This window comes from Streptomyces sp. NPDC103540 (assembly GCF_055584445.1).
The window spans coordinates 39914-56765 of the sequence record NZ_JBVJMA010000013.1; the positions used below are offsets into that span (position 1 = coordinate 39914).

General features: G+C 74.3%; 15 protein-coding genes and 1 CRISPR repeat array. Of the genes, 11 read left to right on the plus strand and 4 right to left on the minus strand.

Translation table 11 applies throughout. From position 1 onward, the window contains the following. Positions 1-65: 65 nt before the first annotated feature. Positions 66-338: a CRISPR direct-repeat array (repeat unit 29 nt; unit sequence GGGACCATCCCCGCGGGTGCGGGGAGCAG). 522 nt (positions 339-860) lie between these two features. Together ACZ6ZI_RS28510 and ACZ6ZI_RS28515 are read left to right on the plus strand one after the other, a co-directional pair. After that, the gene (locus ACZ6ZI_RS28510) at positions 861-1562 is read left to right on the plus strand and encodes a response regulator transcription factor (protein WP_469525382.1); all 702 of its coding nucleotides are present in this window, start codon (positions 861-863) and stop codon (positions 1560-1562) included. Continuing rightward, positions 1559-2962 (plus strand): sensor histidine kinase, encoded by a 1404-nt coding sequence (locus ACZ6ZI_RS28515; protein ID WP_469525384.1) that lies wholly within the window; start codon positions 1559-1561, stop codon positions 2960-2962. Before ACZ6ZI_RS28510 ends, ACZ6ZI_RS28515 begins: the two co-directional genes overlap by 4 nt. A 98-nt stretch (positions 2963-3060) precedes the next feature. Here ACZ6ZI_RS28515 and ACZ6ZI_RS28520 read toward each other — a convergent pair whose 3' ends face one another. Both ACZ6ZI_RS28520 and ACZ6ZI_RS28525 read right to left on the minus strand, forming a co-directional pair. Beyond that, on the minus strand, positions 3061-4659 hold the full coding sequence (locus ACZ6ZI_RS28520) for an NAD(P)/FAD-dependent oxidoreductase (RefSeq protein WP_469525386.1): 1599 nt from the start codon (positions 4657-4659) through the stop codon (positions 3061-3063). Between the two features lie 139 nt (positions 4660-4798). Then, complete coding sequence (locus ACZ6ZI_RS28525) at positions 4799-5338, minus strand: EF-hand domain-containing protein (RefSeq protein ID WP_469525387.1); 540 nt, start codon at positions 5336-5338, stop codon at positions 4799-4801. Positions 5339-5560: 222 nt separating this feature from the next. Between ACZ6ZI_RS28525 and ACZ6ZI_RS28530 the strand changes: the two genes are divergently transcribed. The 6 genes from ACZ6ZI_RS28530 (at position 5561) to ACZ6ZI_RS28555 (ending at position 11490) form a co-directional block, all read left to right on the plus strand. Then, positions 5561-6133: a dihydrofolate reductase family protein gene (locus tag ACZ6ZI_RS28530; protein ID WP_469525389.1), complete on the plus strand. Its 573-nt coding sequence runs from the start codon at positions 5561-5563 to the stop codon at positions 6131-6133. Between the two features lie 179 nt (positions 6134-6312). Then, on the plus strand, positions 6313-8316 hold the full coding sequence (locus tag ACZ6ZI_RS28535; RefSeq protein WP_469525391.1) for a copper resistance CopC/CopD family protein: 2004 nt from the start codon (positions 6313-6315) through the stop codon (positions 8314-8316). A 278-nt stretch (positions 8317-8594) separates the two neighbouring features. Continuing rightward, the gene (locus tag ACZ6ZI_RS28540; protein ID WP_469525393.1) at positions 8595-8819 is read left to right on the plus strand and encodes a CbtB domain-containing protein; all 225 of its coding nucleotides are present in this window, start codon (positions 8595-8597) and stop codon (positions 8817-8819) included. Between the two features lie 21 nt (positions 8820-8840). Next, complete coding sequence (locus ACZ6ZI_RS28545) at positions 8841-9674, plus strand: CbtA family protein (RefSeq protein ID WP_469525396.1); 834 nt, start codon at positions 8841-8843, stop codon at positions 9672-9674. 272 nt (positions 9675-9946) lie between these two features. Beyond that, positions 9947-10630 (plus strand): hypothetical protein, encoded by a 684-nt coding sequence (locus ACZ6ZI_RS28550; protein ID WP_469525397.1) that lies wholly within the window; start codon positions 9947-9949, stop codon positions 10628-10630. Positions 10631-10791: 161 nt separating this feature from the next. Then, complete coding sequence (locus ACZ6ZI_RS28555; protein WP_469525400.1) at positions 10792-11490, plus strand: DsbA family protein; 699 nt, start codon at positions 10792-10794, stop codon at positions 11488-11490. A gap of 159 nt (positions 11491-11649) precedes the next feature. On the opposite strand, the gene ACZ6ZI_RS28560 is transcribed toward ACZ6ZI_RS28555, so the two are convergent. Continuing rightward, positions 11650-12459: a hypothetical protein gene (locus ACZ6ZI_RS28560; RefSeq protein WP_469525402.1), complete on the minus strand. Its 810-nt coding sequence runs from the start codon at positions 12457-12459 to the stop codon at positions 11650-11652. A gap of 100 nt (positions 12460-12559) precedes the next feature. Next, entirely contained in the window at positions 12560-13417 is an 858-nt protein-coding gene (locus tag ACZ6ZI_RS28565) for an alpha/beta fold hydrolase (protein WP_469525404.1), read from the minus strand. A 265-nt stretch (positions 13418-13682) separates the two neighbouring features. On the opposite strand from ACZ6ZI_RS28565, the gene ACZ6ZI_RS28570 reads away from it, so the two are divergent. The 3 genes from ACZ6ZI_RS28570 (at position 13683) to ACZ6ZI_RS28580 (ending at position 16787) form a co-directional block, all read left to right on the plus strand. Further along, positions 13683-14225 (plus strand): putative immunity protein, encoded by a 543-nt coding sequence (locus tag ACZ6ZI_RS28570; RefSeq protein ID WP_469525406.1) that lies wholly within the window; start codon positions 13683-13685, stop codon positions 14223-14225. Positions 14226-14424: 199 nt separating this feature from the next. Next, positions 14425-15222 carry an ABC transporter ATP-binding protein gene (locus tag ACZ6ZI_RS28575; RefSeq protein WP_469525407.1) on the plus strand — a complete coding sequence of 266 codons (798 nt, stop codon included), beginning with the start codon at positions 14425-14427 and terminating at the stop codon, positions 15220-15222. Next, a complete protein-coding gene (locus tag ACZ6ZI_RS28580) occupies positions 15198-16787 on the plus strand; it encodes a transporter (protein ID WP_469525410.1) in 1590 nt (529 codons plus the stop codon). The genes ACZ6ZI_RS28575 and ACZ6ZI_RS28580 overlap by 25 nt, the downstream gene beginning before the upstream one ends. Positions 16788-16852 lie beyond the last annotated feature (65 nt).

Sequence of the window (16852 nt, forward strand, 5' to 3'; positions counted from 1 at the left end):
CGAAGATCTCGTCCATCGCCTCGGCGCCCTCAGTGATGACGGCGCGTACTGCTGCGTGACGTGCCGGGGCTATCCCCGCGGGAGCGGGGAACAGTGGCTGACCGACGAGTTCGAGCGGCTCGTCGAGGGACCATCCCCGCGGGTGCGGGGAGCAGCTCCTGCATTTGGAGCGGGAGGGGTCCGGGAAGGGACCATCCCCGCGGGTGCGGGGAGCAGGTGAGCTGGAACTGGTTGTCCGCAGATGCCCCGGGACCATCCCCGCGGGTGCGGGGAGCAGAGCTCCTTCGCGCAGATCTTCACGAGCGGTGCGGGACCATCCCCGCGGGTGCGGGGAGCAGGCTTTCTGAGCTGGCACTCTATCCGGGTCGGCAGGCTTCCTAGTCCAACTTTGCTGAATCGGATGAAAGGCCCATAGGTGATCGATCTGCTGCACAGCCGAGGGGATGTTCTCGAAGCTGATCATCCCCTTCAAAGCCGTGTGCTGAAGCTGCCGTGGGACAGCCTACGGCCGTCGGAGGGTGGCCGGGGGTGCCCCGCAACGACCAACGACGCCACCTCGGATGCCGCTTGGGGCGGGGTAGTCCGAGGGGCCGCCTGGCGGACCGAGCTGCGCGTGACTTCCTGCGCAACAAGAAACAGGGGTGCGGGGCGCCCTCTCGGTCGCGCCCTGGGCGGCGGTCTCCCCCGCGTCGCCCCTCTCTAGGCAGCACAACCTGGATCTGCCTGGACTTTCATGGACGGTGGGGAGCTGGAGCCCTTGGGGAGAAAGGGCTCCGCAAGGCCGCCTCCTGAGGCGACTCTCGCCCCTCGCTTAAGAACGTTTTAAGAAGGTTCTTTGTCGGGTTTGGCAGGCTGTGGGCATGAGCTCCGTGGACAGCAGCAGGCAACGCATTCTGGTGGTCGACGACGAACCCGAGGTCCGGGCCGCCGTCGAGGACGGACTGACCGTCGAGGGCTACGAGGTGCGAGGAGCCGCCGACGGCCTCGCCGCCCTCTCCGAAGTGGCGTCCTGGGAACCCGACGCCGTCGTCCTGGACGTGATGATGCCCGTCCTCGACGGCCTCGGGGTCTGCCGCAGGCTGCGCGCGCTGGGCGACCGCACGCCGATCCTCGTCCTGACCGCCCTGGACTCCGTCAGCGAACGCGTCGACGGACTGGAGGCCGGGGCCGACGACTACCTCGTCAAACCGTTCGCCCTCGACGAGCTGATCGCCCGCGTCCGGGCGCTGCTGCGCCGCAGCGCGCCACCGCCGAAGGACGCGGGCCCGCTCGCCTTCGCCGACCTCCTCCTGGACCCCGAGACCCGCACCGGCCGCCGGGGCGCACGAGCGCTGGAGTTCAGCCGCACCGAGAGCGCCCTGCTGGAACTGCTGCTGCGCCACCCCGAACAGGTGCTGCCGCGCGAGACGATCCTGGAACTGGTGTGGGGCAGGGACTTCGGCCCCGACTCCAACTCCCTCGCCGTGTACGTGGGCTACCTCCGCCGCAAACTGGAGGCCGGCGGCGAACCCCGCCTGGTGCACACCGTGCACGGGATCGGCTACCGGCTGGCCGCGGCGTGAGCGGGCGCCGCGGACTCGGCGCGCCCTGGCGCCGCCGCCGGCCCCTGCGCACGCGACTGGCGCTGGCGGTGACCGCCGCCGTCGCCTTCGTGGCCGTCGCCGTGTGCGCGGGCGCGTTCCTCGTGGTCCGTGCCGCGCTCTACCACCAACTCGACCTCAGCCTCACCCAGTCCGCCCGCCTGGCCGCCCAGCGCAACCCGGACTCCGCACCGGGCAGCCTCGCCGGAGAGTGCCGCTTCCTCGCCGCCCCGGCCTGTGCCGAGGTGGTTCCCGCCGACCCCTCCGCCGACCCCGCCCGGCCCGGACTGCTGCCGGTGCGGCCGGCGGCCCGCGAGGTCGCCGCCGGCGAACGCGCCCCGTACTACACGGACATCACGCTCGCCGGACACCCGGCGAGGATGCTGACCACGGACTACGCCGCCGGCCGCGCCCTCCAGGTGGCCCTGCGGGCCGACCCCGTCGAGGACGGCATCGAGCAGGCGGCCCGCCGGCTGGTCCTGGCAGCGGTGGCCGGGGTGCTGCTCGCCGCGGTCCTCGGGTACGGGGTCTCGCGCACCGGCCTCGCACCCGTCACCCGACTCACGGCGACGGCCGAGCGGATCGCCGCCACGCGCGACCCCCGACACCGCATCGAACTGCCCTCACCGGGACGGCAGGACGAGATCACCCGGCTCGCCGAGAGCTTCAACACCATGCTGGGCGAGCTGGAACAGTCCGTCACCGCCCAGCGGCGCCTGGTCGCCGACGCCTCGCACGAACTGCGCACCCCCCTGACCGCGCTGCGCACCAACGCCGAACTGCTGGCGCGCGCCGACCGGCTCACCCCGGAACAGCGGCAGCGGGCGTCCGCGGCGCTCGGCCGGCAGCTGCGCGAGGTCACCAACCTGGTGGGCGACCTGATCGAACTGGCCCGTGACGAGGAGCCGCGACAGCTGGTGGAGCGCGTACGCCTGGGCGCCCTCGTGGAGCACTGCGTGGACGCGGCCCGCGAACACTGGCCCGCGGTGGCCTTCCACCGGAGCGCGCCCGACGGGGACCCGGTGGTGTCGGGCGTGCCGGCGCGGCTGAGCCGGCTGGTCGGCAACCTGCTCGACAACGCGGCCAAGTTCAGCGCGCGGGACGCGGCCGGCCTGCCCGTGGAGGTGGACCTCCGGGTGCCGGTACCCGGAGGCGGCCCCGAGCTGACGGTGCGCGACCACGGGCCGGGCATCGACGAGAAGGACCTGCCCCACGTCTTCGACCGCTTCTACCGGGCGGGGGCCGTGCGCGCCCTGCCCGGCTCGGGGCTCGGCCTGGCGATGGCCCGCCAGATCGCCCTCGCCCACGGCGCCGAACTCACCGCCGAGCACGCCCCGGGCGGGGGAGCCCTCTTCCGCCTGACGTTCCCGGCGGGCCCCTGAACGATCCGGGGCACGGGGGGCCGCTCCCACGGGGCGAGTGCCCCCGGGTGGGCGTCACCACCGGAGCGTCGACGCCCACCCGAGACGGGCGGCGCCCGTCAGAACGCGCAGGACGTACGGGAGTCCTGGAAGCGCTCCGGATGCCGGCGCCGGTACTCGACCAGCGACTGCGCCACCGCGGCGCCCTCGCCGACCGCCGCGCCGACCCGCTTGACGGAGCCCGACCGCACGTCGCCCACGGCGAACACCCCGGGCCGGCTGGTCTCCATCGCCAGCGCGTCCGGGCCGGCGCCGCCGCTCCCGGTCAGGACGTACCCGCGCTCGTCGAGCCGCAGCGCGCCGCCCAGCCACTCGGTGGACGGACGGCCGCCGATCAGCACGTACAGGCAGTGCGCGGGAACGGTTCGCTCGGCGCCCCCGCGCTCGCGCAGCCTCAGCCCCGTCAGCGTGGACTCCCCGAGGCACTCGGCGACCTCGGTGCCCAACAGGACCTCCAGGCCGTCGGTCCGCTCGATGCGCCGCACGAGGTAGTGGGACATGGACGCGCCGAGGTCCGTTCCCCGCACCAGCAGGGTCACCGAGCGGGCGTAGCGGGCGAAGTAGAGGGCGGCCTGACCGGCGGAGTTGCCCGCGCCCACCATGTACACGTCCTCCCCGGCGGTCGAGGGGGCATCCGACAGGCAGGAGCCGTAGTACACGCCGGAGTTGAGGAGCCGCTCGACGCCCGGCGCCGTCAGCCGGTTCCAGTCCACGCCGGTGGCGACCACCGCGGCGGCCGCGGTCACCGAGGCCGTCTCCTCGGTACCCGCCTTGACGAACTCGATCCGGTGACCCCCGGAATCGGTCGGCGTCACCCGGCTCGCCACCCGGGTGGGCTGCCACTCCACGCGGGCCCGCCGGGCCTGCTGGAGGGCGCGCTGCGCCAGGTCGCCGCCCGTGAGCCCCACCGGGAAGCCGAGGTAGTTCTCGATCCGCGAGGTCGACCCCGCCTGGCCGCCGGGCGCGTCGTCCTCGATCACGACCACGCTCATGCCCTCCGCGGCGGCGTACACCGCCGCGGACAGGCCACCGGGGCCACCGCCGATCACCGCGACGTCGTAGTGGTCCCGCTCGGCCGGGCGGATGAGACCGAGCCGCTCGGCCAGCTCGCTGATCGAGGGGTCCACCAACTCGGTTCCGTCGGAAAGCCGTACGGTGACGGGGGCCTCCCGCACGTCCTCCTCGGGCAGCCACCGGAACAGGACCCCGCTGCGGCCGAGGAAGTCGCGCACCGCGTACGCGGCGGGCGAGAAGCGGTTGCCGCGCACCTCGGCGGTGGGCAGGTCCCCCCGGCAGTCGGCGTTCCAGGTGCACAGGGAGTCGTCGAGGGCGCCCCGCAGGTGCTCCGTCGGGTCCTCGTCACCGACCTCCTCCCCGCGGCGGGCGCCGGGCACGCGTTCGCGGTGCCCGGCCAACGGCAGCCAGCGCACGCCGGGATGGGCGGCGTCGGGCTCGGGGGCCTCGTCGGCGACCACGGCGGCGACCGGCACCCTCCGCTCGGCCAGCGACTTGAGCGCCCGGACCACCTCCGCCGGCCCGCCGACCTGCATCACGCGAAACGACGTCCGGTACCAGCTCTGTACCAGCTCGGCCGTCTCGTGCCGCCTGAGCGGATCGGAGTCGGAAAGAACGATCACCGGCAGCGCGGCATCGGCCATCAAGAGGTCCTCCAGGTACGTGTCGAGGGAGATCGTCCTCCCCTCGCGATCAACGAGCGGGGCCGCGATACGCGTCGGCCCGGCGGGAACCGCCGCGGGCGGGCGGGGGCGGAAGGGGGCGCACGGCCGCCGCCCGCTCTCAGAGACGGCCGAAGAACCGGTTCCCGCGCGCCGTGTGCTTCTCGCTCGTGTAGTACTCCTTCATCGCCGAGCCGATCTCCTCCCGGCTCAACAGGCCGTCACCGTCGACGTCCAGCTCGTTGAACGCCTCGTCGAAGGTCTCCCGGGGCAGGCGGAACATGCCGTGGAGCAGGGAGGTGTACTCCTCGCGGGTCAGCATGCCGTCGCCGTCGCGGTCGGCGAGCTCGGTCCAGGCGTTGCTCATGTTCCTGATCCGCTGCCAGATCCGGTTCTGGTCCGAGACGATCCGCGCGCGGAACGCCGCCCGGAACTCCTGCCGGTCGACCTCTCCGTCGTCGTTCCTGTCCATCGCCTGGAAGACGGTGTCCCAGAGCTCCGCGAGCGAGTTCCGCAGTCCGGCCAGGGTGTCCGGGGCGTAGTCGTGCGATTCGGCGAGCCGGTCCGACAGGCCGATGACGTCCGACTTCCGCAGCCGCCCGTCACGGTCCGAGTCGAAGACGTCGAAGGCCCGCTCCAGCTTGATGTCCAGCACGCTCATGACGACATCCCTTCACTGTGGGTGGTGAGTTGATCACGGTTCGAAGCGGGCCCAGGAAACCACAGATCCGGTCGGGCGCGCAGAAAAGGGGCGGCCCGACTGGGCGTTCCGGGTGACGGTCGGCCCGCGCGCCGCGAACCGGAGCGCCGCCCACGGGCCCGTCGGCCCCCGCCGCGGCGGCCGGAGTCGTAGAGTCGGACCTCTCCCCGAGGAGGACTTCCGATGCGCGACGTGACGTACTCGATGGGCGTTTCACTCGACGGCTACATCGTCGGCCCCGACGGCGGCTTCGACTGGACGGGCCCCGATCCGGAGGTGTTCCGCTTCTGGATCGACGAGATCCGGGACGTCGGCGTCCACCTGCTGGGGCGGAAGCTGTACGAGACGATGCTCTACTGGGAGACGGCCGCCGAGGAAGGAACGCTCGACGAGGCCGAACGCGAATGGGTCGCGCTCTGGAACCCGCTCCCGAAGGTGGTGTTCTCGACGACCCTGACCACCGTACGGGGCAACGCGCGCCTGGCAGCGGGCGATCCGGCGCGGGAGATCGAGCGCCTGCGGGCCGAACCGGGGGAGGGCGACATCGCGATCGGCGGCGCGCGCCTCGCCGCCCAGGCCGCCGCGGCGGGCCTGATCGACGAGTACCGGGCCGTGGTCCACCCCGTGCTGGTCGGCGGTGGAATCCCCTTCTTCCCCCGGGAGGAACGCCGGGTCGACCTCGAACTCGTCGAGACGCGCACCTTCGGCGGGCAGTTCGTCTACCTCCGTCACCGCGTGACCCGCCGCACCTCCTAGAGCGGTCTCCCAGGGCTCCTCCGGTCCTCCCATACAGGGAACGCGGGACGCGCCGAACCCTTTCCGCGGTCTTTAGCCGAAGTTGCCAATCGGCCGGTCCCGCCGGCCGACGGCAGTATCGTCCGGATCTCCCGGCGGCGGTGCCGCCGCTCGCGACTGCCGCTTCGGAGACCCTTCCCATGCCCAGTGGATCGCCTCCCGCGAGGAGGTCCTCGACCGTCCTCACCCTGTTCGCCGCCCTGCTCGCCCTGTTCGCCGCGCTCGCCCTGCTCGTCGGCGCAGCCGGCCCGGCCTCCGCGCACGCCGGCCTCAGCGGTTCCGACCCCGCCGACGGCGCCGTCCTGACGACGGAGCCCCGGCAGGTCACGCTCACCTTCACCGAGTCGGTCGGACTCTTCGACGACTCGCTGAGAGTGCTGTCACCGCGCAACGAGCGCGTGAACCCCCGCCCGGCGCGGCACGCGGACGGCAAGGACGACACCGCGCGGGTGGAACTCTCCGACGACCTGCCCCGGGGCACCTACACCGTGGCGTGGCGCGTCGTCTCCGCCGACGGCCACCCGATCTCCGGCGCGTTCGTCTTCTCCCTAGGCGAGCCGTCCGGGACCGCCGCGCCGGTGGCGACCGGAGCACCGGACGACACGGCGGCCGGGCTCCTCCACGGCGCCCTGCGCCACGTCGCCTACAGCGGTCTGGCCCTCCTCGTCGGCGTGGGAGCGTTCGTCCTCGTGTGCCTGCCCGCGGCGGTCGCGGCCCGCCCGGTGCGCAGGCTCTTCGCGGCCGGCTGGGTGGCACTGGCCGCCTCCACGGTGGCCCTGTTGCTGCTGCGCGGCCCCTACGAGACGGCCGCCCCGCTGCTCTCGGCGTTCGACCCGGCGCAACTGGGCCGGACCGTCACGTCGAGGCCCGGGCTGGCGCTGATCGTACGGCTCCTGCTCCTTGCCCTCACCGCCCTGTCGGTCCGGCGGTGGGCCCCGGGCCTCCACGGCCTCGACGCCGCCTCGGCGCGGGAGGCCGGGGCCCGCGTCCGCTCGGGCCGAGTCCGGCCGGTCGCCGCCCTGCTCGCCGTGGGCCTGGCGGGCACGTGGGCCGCGGCGGAACACGCCTCGGCCGGCGTCCAGCCGGCACTGGCCATGCCCGTCGCCGTCCTGCACCTGCTGGCGATGGGTGTCTGGCTGGGCGGCCTGGCGACCCTCCTGCCGTTCCTGCGGCGCGGGGAGCCCGCCGGAGGCGACATGCCCGCGTCCGCGGTCGCCCGCTTCTCGACGCTGGCCTTCGGCTCCGTCGTCGTTCTGGCCGGCACGGGGGCGTACCAGTCCTGGCGGCAGGTCGGCTCCTGGACGGCGCTGACCACCACCCCGTACGGCAGGACCCTGCTCGTCAAGGTCGCCGTCGTGGCGCTGGTGTTGGGGGTCGCCCGGTACTCCCGCCGCCGGACGACCCTCCTCGTCCACGCCGCGCCGCCGGCCGCCCGGACGTCGAAGGCCCTCGAACCCGCGCGGATCGCGCAGCCGGTCGGCGTACGCCCCTCCCCGTCCGGCACGGACCCCGACTCGCCGCCCGCCGGCCCGCCCGGGGAGGAGCCGGGCGACGGGACCGGAGGGGGCGACCGCACCGGGCCCGAAGCGCACCGGCCCGATGTCCCCGGGCCCGACACCCCCGGGCCCGACGCCCCCCGACCCGACGCCCACCGGCGCGCCCTGCGCCGCACGGTGACGGCCGAACTCGCCCTCGGCGCGGCCGTCCTGGCGGTCACCACTCTCCTCACCGGCACCCAGCCCGGCCGCGCCGCCCACGAGGAGGCCCTCGCGGCGGGCGCCGCCGCCGAACCGCAGCTGAAGGAGGTCACGGTGCCCTTCGACATGGGGACGGCCAACCGCCGGGGCACGGTGCGTCTCACGTTCTCGCCGGGCCGCGTCGGCGAGAACAGGGTGGAAGCCGTCGTCCACACCGCCGACGGCGGGCTCGCCACCGTCCCCGAGCTGCGCCTCGCGCTCACCCTGGAAGACCTCGAGATCGGCCCGCTGGACGCGGGACTCCAGAACCGGAAGGGGTACTGGGGCACCTCGGAGCTCCGCCTGCCCATGCCGGGGGTGTGGACGTTGGACCTCACGGTGCGCACCACCGACATCGACCAGGTGACGGTGCGGGAGAGCGTGCGCATCGCGGCGGCGACGCGGTAGACGCCCGGCGGGCCGCCCCTCCCACGCCGCCGAAACCCGGCTGTGACGGTTATCTCAGCAGGTGAGAGCACTTGGCGGGGTGGCATGTGCACGGTACGTTTCGCTGCGACAACAACGACGGCACGACGGAAGCCCGGTGAGATTCCGGCACGGTCGCGCCACTGTATAGCCGCGTCTGACGCCCTTCGGAGCGATCAGGGCCGGTCAGTCAGACCCGAGGGCCGTCGTCCGAGCTCCACCGTATTGGGACGCGCCGTTCCCAGGGAGGTCCTGCCGCCATGGCCCAGTCCACCGTTTCCGCTCCCGTCACCCCCACCCTCGGGTCCGACGCCCCGCTGCCGGTTCGCGCCGTACTGCCCTGGGCCGTCTTCGTCGGCCTGCTCATGATCATCGCCCTCTACTTCGTCGGCGCCGAGCAGGGCGCCACGGCCCTCTTCGCCGGCGAGGGCGTGCACGAATGGGTGCACGACGGTCGCCACCTGCTCGGTTTCCCCTGCCACTGACCTCGTAGGGACACCGATCTCATGCACTCAGCAACCGTACGCAAGCTCCTCGTCCGCGGCATGATCGCGGGCCTCCTGGCCGGTCTGATGGCCTTCGCGGTCGCCTACGTCCTCGGCGAACCGTCCGTCCGCTCCTCCATCGCGCTGGAGGAGGCCGAGGCGGCCGCCGCACCGGCCGCCGGGCACGGCGGGCACGGCGCCGGCGACGCCGCGGCGGCCCCCGCGGCGGAGGAGGAAGAGGAGGAACTGGTCAGCCGACCGGTCCAGTCGACCTTCGGCCTCGCCACCGGCACGCTCGTCTACGGCGTCGCGCTCGGCGGCATCGCCGCCCTGGCCTTCGGCTTCGCCCTCAACCGGATCGGCCGGTTCAGCCCCCGGGCGACGGCGGCGTTCACCGCCGCCGGGGTCTTCACCACCGTCTACCTGGTGCCGTTCCTGAAGTACCCCGCGACCCCGCCGGCCGTCGGCAACCCCGACACCATCGGCAAGCGCACCACCCTGTTCTTCCTGATGATCCTGCTGAGCGTCCTGCTCGGCCTCGGGGCGGTCGTCGTGGGCCGCCGCCTGGCGCCGCGCCTGGGCAACTGGAACGCCACCGTCGTGGCCGGCCTCGGCTTCGCCGCGGCCGTCACGCTCGCGTTCGTGTTCCTCCCGGACAACGGCGACGCGGTCCGCGAGAGCTTCCCCGCCGCCCTGTTGTGGGAGTTCCGGATGGCCTCCCTCACCGTCCAGGCGGTGATGTGGGTCGCCTTCGGCCTGATCTTCGGGGCGCTCGCGACCCGGGTCCTGGAATCCCGGGCCGCCGCGCCCGAGAGCGGCCCGGCGACCGAGCCGGTGGCCGCGTCCGCGGTCTGAGCGAAGCGGTGGGAAGGGGTTCGACGGCCGGCGCCGTCGAACCCCTTCCGCGTTCCCGTGGCCCGCGCGCGCCGGCCCCACCGGACGATCCCGGACCGGGTGCGAGGCCGATCGGGGCCCCGGGATACCCTGCGACGGTTCCTCGGGTCCGGTGCGCGACGCGCCACGGGCAGGGGTCACCTCACGGCCCGTTCCCGACCGCTCCCCCCGCCCCCGCCCTCGCACCCCGACGCCCACGACGCCCACGACGCCTCCCGAAAGCGCAGCGCACCGTGCCCGCCACCTCCGCCCTGCCGCCGGCCCCGTCGCCGTCGCGCCCGGTGGTGCCCGGCCTGCGGGCCGCGGTCCTGTCGGCGTTGTGCGTACTGCTGCCGTGGGCCGGGCACCTCCTCGCACAGGGACACCTGCCGCGTTGGGTGCCGCTGCCGGTCCTGGCCGTCCTCGCGGTGCCCGTGATGGTGCCGGCGAGCCGCCGCGAACTCTCCGACACCCGGCTCACGGCCGCGCTCGCCGGCGCCCAACTGGCCTACCACGCCGCGTACGTCCTGCCGGGCGCCTGCGCCGCCGTGGCCGACGCGCGGGACCCCGCCACGCTCCTCGCACACGTTTCGGCCGCCGGCGTCCCGCCGGAGGTCTTCTTCGCCGGGCACCTGGTCATGCTGGTGCTCGCCGCGCGCGTGCTCGGACCGACCGAACGCCTGGCGCGCTGCGGCAGGCCGGTACGGGAAGCTCTGCGTGCCGCGCTGACGTTCCTCCGGCCGCTTCCGCACCCCGACACCGGGCCGGGGACCACCCCGCGCACCACCGGGACCGACGCGATGCCGCCGTCCGCTCTCGTGGTACGGCTCAACCCGGGCCGGGCACCGCCGAGGTCCGGGCGCACCCCTTCGCGGTGCGCCCTCCTCCCCGCGCCGGCGCCGATGCCCGGCGGGGGCCCCTGCCCCGCGCACCCCTGAAGACGGGTACCGCCACCGGTTCCACGACGGTTCGGACGCGCGGGAACGGCGGGCCGGCGACGACAGCCCCGTGCCGATCGCCATGGCGCCCCCTGCCCGCGCGCACGCGGACCCGGCGATCCTCCACGCCCGTGACGAAACCGATGGAGTCGACGCGACCCATGGAACCGAAGAAGAACACGCACATGACGAAGTCCCGGAAGAACCTGGCGGCGCTCGCCGCCGTCCTCGCGGTACTGGCCGCCGCCTTCGGCACCTTCCTGCTGGTCAAGCCGGAGGATCCGGCCGCGGCCGCGGCCGCGCCCCCGGCGCCGGCCGCCGGAGAGGCGCGGGTCGTACGCGACGACAGCCACCGGTTGACCGCCCCGAGGCGCAGCGAGCTGACCGTGGTGGAGTTCCTCGACTTCGAGTGCGAGGCGTGCGGAGCCGTCCACCCCACCGTCGAGCGGCTGCGCGAGGAGTACGGCGACCGGGTCACCTTCGTCGCCCGCTACTTCCCGATGCCCGGCCACCGCAACAGCCGCACCGCCGCCGTCGCCGTCGAAGCGGCGGCGCGGCAGGGAAGGTTCGAGGACATGTACGAGAAGATGTTCGCGACCCAGAAGGAATGGGGCGAGCTGCGGGACTCGCAGGCCGACGTGTTCCGCGGCTACGCCGGACAGCTCGGGCTCGACCTGGACCACTACGACGCGGCGGTGCGGGACCCGGCGACCGAGGAACGGGTGAAGGCCGACCAGCGGGACGGCATGGGCCTGAACGTGCAGGGCACGCCCACCTTCTTCCTCGACGGCGAGCGGATCCCGACCCCGCGCACCCACGAGGCGTTCAAGGCGCTCATCGACGCACGGCTCGCCCGCTGACGCGACCGCGCGCGGGGCCCGCCCGAGGGCGGGGGACCGACGCCGCGGCCGCGCCGCCCCGGGACCCCCGCCCGTCGGGAGGGGGTCCCGGGAAGCCCGCTCCGGGCCGGGGGATCCGACGCTCGCGGCGCGCCGCCGCGAGCGCTCGGGACGGGCCGTTCAGACGCCGGCCGGGGTGTCCTCGGTGCTCGCGGTGACCCCGGTGGCCCCGGTCTCCTCGGCCGCCTCCCGCGCCACGGGGACGGCAGCCCCCTCCGGCGCGGGCCAGGTGTAGAGCACGACGCCCTGGCGCCGGTCCCTTTCGAGGGCGGCCTTGGCGACGAGCCGTTCGAGGGCGCCGCGCACGACGGGCTCCGAGGTCTCGCGCTCGGGGTGGGCCGCCTGGAACTCGCTGTGGATCTCGCTGACCTTCAGGGGCTGACCGGGCTGCTTGGACAGCAGCTCCGCGAGGAGCCCGCCGAGCGCGGGGGCCGCCGGCTTCGCGACGACGGGTGTCGGCTCGGCGGCCTTCGGCGCGGCGGTCTTCGTCTCGACGACCTTCGGTGCGGCGGGTGCCTGCTCCGCGGGCGCCGTCTTCGCGGCGCTCTTCCTCGGCGCCGCGGGCTTCTTGGGCGCGGCGCCCTTCCGGGACGCGGAGGCGGTCTTCGCCGGTGCCTTCCTGGCGGAGGGCCTGCGCACCGGGGTCGTGGCGGCCTTGGCCTTCTCCGCCCTCGGCTGCGGCACCGCCGCCTGCCGCTCGACCTCGGCCTCGACCGCGGGGGACGCCGGGACCGCGTCAGCGGCGGACCGTTCCGGCACCGTCGCGCGCGGCATGGACTCCAGCGCCTTGACGAGCCATTTCTCGTCCGCCTGGAGCCGGTTCAACTCGGTGACGAGATCTGCCTGCTCGGCCTGGTTGGAAGCGAGGTCGGCGGCCAACTGCTCCGCGTACTTGTTCTGGATCGAGATGTTCACCGGCTCGTTGGCCACGACGGTCCACGCTCCTTACGGCGGATGTGTGTTGCTGCCGGATGCTACTCGTCGCAGGCCGGCAGCGGTTGGCGTATCCCGGGTCCGGCCTCGAAAAACATCAGGGAGCGTCGACCGCGCCGTCGGCGTCGTTGATCAGCCACGCGAGCAGCGCGGGGGTGGCGTCGAAGTGACCGGCGTGCCCGGCGTCGTCCTGCCTGACCAGGGTCGCGGTCGGTATCCGTGCGGCGAGCCACTCGCCGTGCGCGGCGGGCACCAGGGTGTCGAGCCCGCCGTGCCACATCCGGGTCGGGACCGTGATGTCCGCGGGGTCGAACCCCCACGCCGTGCCGAAGATGGCGGTGACGTCGTCCACCCAGCCGTCCAGCCCCGGTCGGACCGCCTCGGCGAACGCCGGGCCCATCATCGCGCCGACCTCCGGCCGGGACAGGACCGCCTGTTCGACCTCCGGCAGCGGCGGGAACGAGGCTGTCCCGAGGTTCGCCAGGTGTTCCGCGACAGCCGCCCGGCCCCGCAACGCCACGGCGGCGCTGTGGCGGTTCCCCTCGCTCATGTCGGCGGTCCAGTCCAGGCCCGCGGCGTCACGCGGAGCGGGGCTCGCCAGCGTCCCGAGACGTGTCACCCGTTCGGGGTACCGGGCGGCGAAGGCCAGGGCGTGCGGGCCGCCTCCGGACACTCCGAACAGGGCGAAGCGGCGCAGACCGAGCGCGGTGGTCAGTGCGGCCACGTCTTCGGCGGCGTCGACGACGCGACGCCCCGGGTGCGCGGTGGAGCGACCGAAGCCGGGCCGGTCGTAGGTGAAGAGCCGTACGCCGAGCTCGTGGAACAGGGCGTCGTCCGGGTACCGGGCCAACCGGCTCATCGGACTGCCGTGCAGGTAGACGACCGGAGTTCCGGTGGGGTCGCCCCATTCCTCCACGGCCAACGTCCGACCGTCGTCGGTGATCATCTCGCGCATGGCGGCAAAGCTAGCCCCGCCGGCGATCGACGGCCAAAGCTTTTCATCCACAGCGCAACACGGCCCCCTCACCGCCTCCCGCCACCGAACACCGGCCGGGCGCAGCGGGCTTCGCCCACGCCGTGGCCGACGCGGGGGCGAACGGGTGACGTGCGCGTGGCGGCGGCCCCCCGTGAGGGCCGCCGCCACGACGCACGTCCGCCCGCCGCGCACACCACGCACGGGGCCGCCGCGCACCCCGCCGGAAGAGGTGCAGAATGACTGCGTGACGGCGACACCCGGGGACTTCGAACTGACCATGGACGAGCTGCGCGTCGTCGCGCGCTACGTCGTGGAGAGCGCGCAGGAGGTCCTCCCGGTCTTCGAGGCCGGCAACCCCGACGACCCCCGCCCCCGTGCGGCCGTCGACGCGGCCTTCCGGTTCGCGGACGGGGCGCGGCGCACCGCACTCCAGCGCGTCACCTCCCTGGAGGCCCACCGCGCGGCGAAGGAGGCGGCCACCGAGGCCGAACGGCTCGCCGCGCGCGCCGCCGGCGACGCCGCCGCGGCGGCCTACCTCCACCCCATCGCCCGGGCCACGCAGGTCGGACACATCCTGCGCGGCGCCGCGTGCGCGGCCCGCGTGGCCGAACTGGTCGCGGGCGACGACCCCGAGGTCGGACTCCGCCGCATCGAGGAAGCCCGCCGCCGCGCGACGCCGACACTCGTCGACGTCCTGAACCGCTACCCCCTCGCTCCCGCCGGCAAGAACCGCACCGCCCACCTCATGACCCTTCTGGACGCTTCCCTGCGCACCCCCGGGGCGTAGCGGCGGCACCGGTACGGGCGCCCGCAGGACGCACCGCGAAACCCCTGACATTCGTCACTTTCCCCTCCGTCCGAGCGGCGCGAGTCTGGGAGAGGGAACCGGCGCGACGACGACGCACGGGGACAGCGGACGGCGGGAGCCGTCCCGGCACGACGCCGGCACGCGGCCGGCACACGAGAACATGAGAAGGCAGAGCACCATGCACCGACCCCCCGAAGGGGATTCCGTCCCGGCGGCCGTGGAGGCGCGCCGGCTCCGCAAGGAGTTCGACGGCAAGGTCGCCGTCGACGGAGTCGAACTCACCGTCCCCCGGGGCAGCTTCTACGGTCTGGTCGGCCCCAACGGCGCCGGCAAGACCACCAGCCTGTCGATGATCACCGGCCTGCTCCGGCCCGACGCGGGCACCGTACGGGTCGCCGGGTACGACGTCTGGCAGGACCCCTACGAGGCCAAGCACCGCATCGGCGTCCTGCCCGACGGCCTGCGCCTGTTCGAGCGGCTGTCGGGGCGGGAACTGCTGCGCTACACCGGACGGTTGCGGGAGCTGCCGCCCGCCGACACCGAGGGCCGCGCCGAGGAGCTGCTCGACGTGCTCGGACTCACCGGCGCCGCCGACAGGCTGGTGGTCGACTACTCCACCGGCATGCGCAAGAAGATCGGCGTCGCGGCGGCGCTGCTGCACAACCCGCCCGTCCTCTTCCTCGACGAACCCTTCGAGAGCGTCGACCCCGTGTCGGCCGAGACCATCCGCGAGGTGCTGCGCCAGTACACCGCGACCGGCTCGACGGTCGTCTTCTCCAGCCACGTCATGGAACTCGTGGCCGCACTGTGCACCCATGTCGCCGTCCTGGCCGAGGGGCGCGTCGTCGCCGACGGCACGCTCGACGCGATACGGGCCGGCCGGAGCCTGAACGAACGGTTCATGGAGCTGGTCGGCGCCCCCGCCGGGAAGCCGAAGGGAGGCACCCTCGCATGGTTGGGGTCTTCGTCGCACTGAAACTCACCCTCCTGCGGGGCAGCCTGCGCCGCAGTACCGCCCGCGCCATCGGTTTCGTCACCGTCACGGCCATCGGCCTGGTCGGCGCCTGCTCCGCGGCCGTCGGCCTGGCCCGGACCCAAGGGGCCCCGCACGCCGCCGACTTCGCCGTCCTGACCTTCACCGCGCTGGCCGTCGCCTGGGCGGCGCTCCCGCTGTCCTTCGGCGCGGGCGGCGACGAGACCGCCGACCCCACCCGGCTCGCCCTCCTGCCCGTCCGCCCGCGCCGGCTGATCGCCGGGGCCACCGCCTCCGCACTCGTCGGCCCCGGACCGCTGTGCACCCTCGTCGTCGTCACCGGAGCGGTCGTCGGCGCCGCGGAGGGAGCCCTCGGCAGCCTTGCCGGCGTCGCCGTCACCGCCCTCGCCGTACCGCTGACCCTCCTGCTGTGCGTGGTCGCCTCCCGAGCCCTCCTCGCGGCCTTCGCACGGGCGCTCACCGGCCGGCGCGGCAAGGACATGGCCACCCTCGGCGGCCTGCTGACGGCGATCGGAGGCTACGCCGCCTACCTGCTGCTGAGCGCCCTCGGATCGGGCCCCGCCCTGCCGCCCGTCGTCGTACGGGTCCTGCGGTGGACCCCGCCGGGTTGGCCCGCCGACGCCGTCCGGGCCGCCGCCGACGGCCGCACCGCCGTCGCGCTGCTCGAACTGGCCGCCACCACCGCCCTGATCGCCCTGCTCATGCTGTGGTGGCACCGCTCCCTGGCCCGGCTGATGACCACCGCCGACGCCTCCACGGCCGGGGCGGCCGAGGTCGGCTCCGGGCGGGCGACGGGCCGGCCGGGCCGCCTCCGCGCCCGCCTCCTCTCGCGCAGCCGCACCCTGCTCGTCGCCCACCACCAGGCCACCGCCTTCGCCCGGTCGCCCCGCCACCGCATGACGATGATCGCGGCACTGGCGTACGCCCTGCTGTTCCCGGTCGTGATGGTGCCGGTCGGCATGAGCTCCCCGTACGCCGTCGTGGGCGGTGCCTGGGTCTTCGGACTGACCGTCCCCGGGGTGCTGTTCGCCCTCGACGGCTCCGCGATCTGGAGCAACGTCGCCACGCTGCGCACCGTGGCACAGGCCCGCGCCGAACTCGTCGGCCGGTTGCTGCCCCCACTCGTGCTCATCGTGCCCTGGCTCACCCTCGTCGGCGCCGGCATCGCCCTGGCCACCGGGAGCCCCGACCGGCTCGTGCCCGCCCTCGGGGTCGCCTTCGCGCTGCTCGGGGTGACGTGCTCGATGGGCATGGCCATCAGCGTCCACCACCCCTACCCGTACCCCGAGGACCCGTGGAGCGTGAGCGCTCCCGGCCAGAGCGGCGGCTACCACGTGGCGAACCTCTGCTGCGCCGTCCTCAGCGTGGTGGCGATCGCCCCGGTCATCGCGGTGGCGGTGCTCTTGGACGGCTCGGCGCTGTCGTGGCTCTCGCTGCCGCTGGGGACGGCGTACGGTCTGGCGGCCGTCCTGGTCACCCTGGTGTCCATGGGCCGACGGCTGCTCGACCGGGCACCCGAGATCCTCACCACGCTGCGCCTGTCCTGACCGGGCGCACGGGCGCGAACGGGCGTCGCCCGGCACGGTGCGTGCCGGGCGACGGGGTGCGTGCG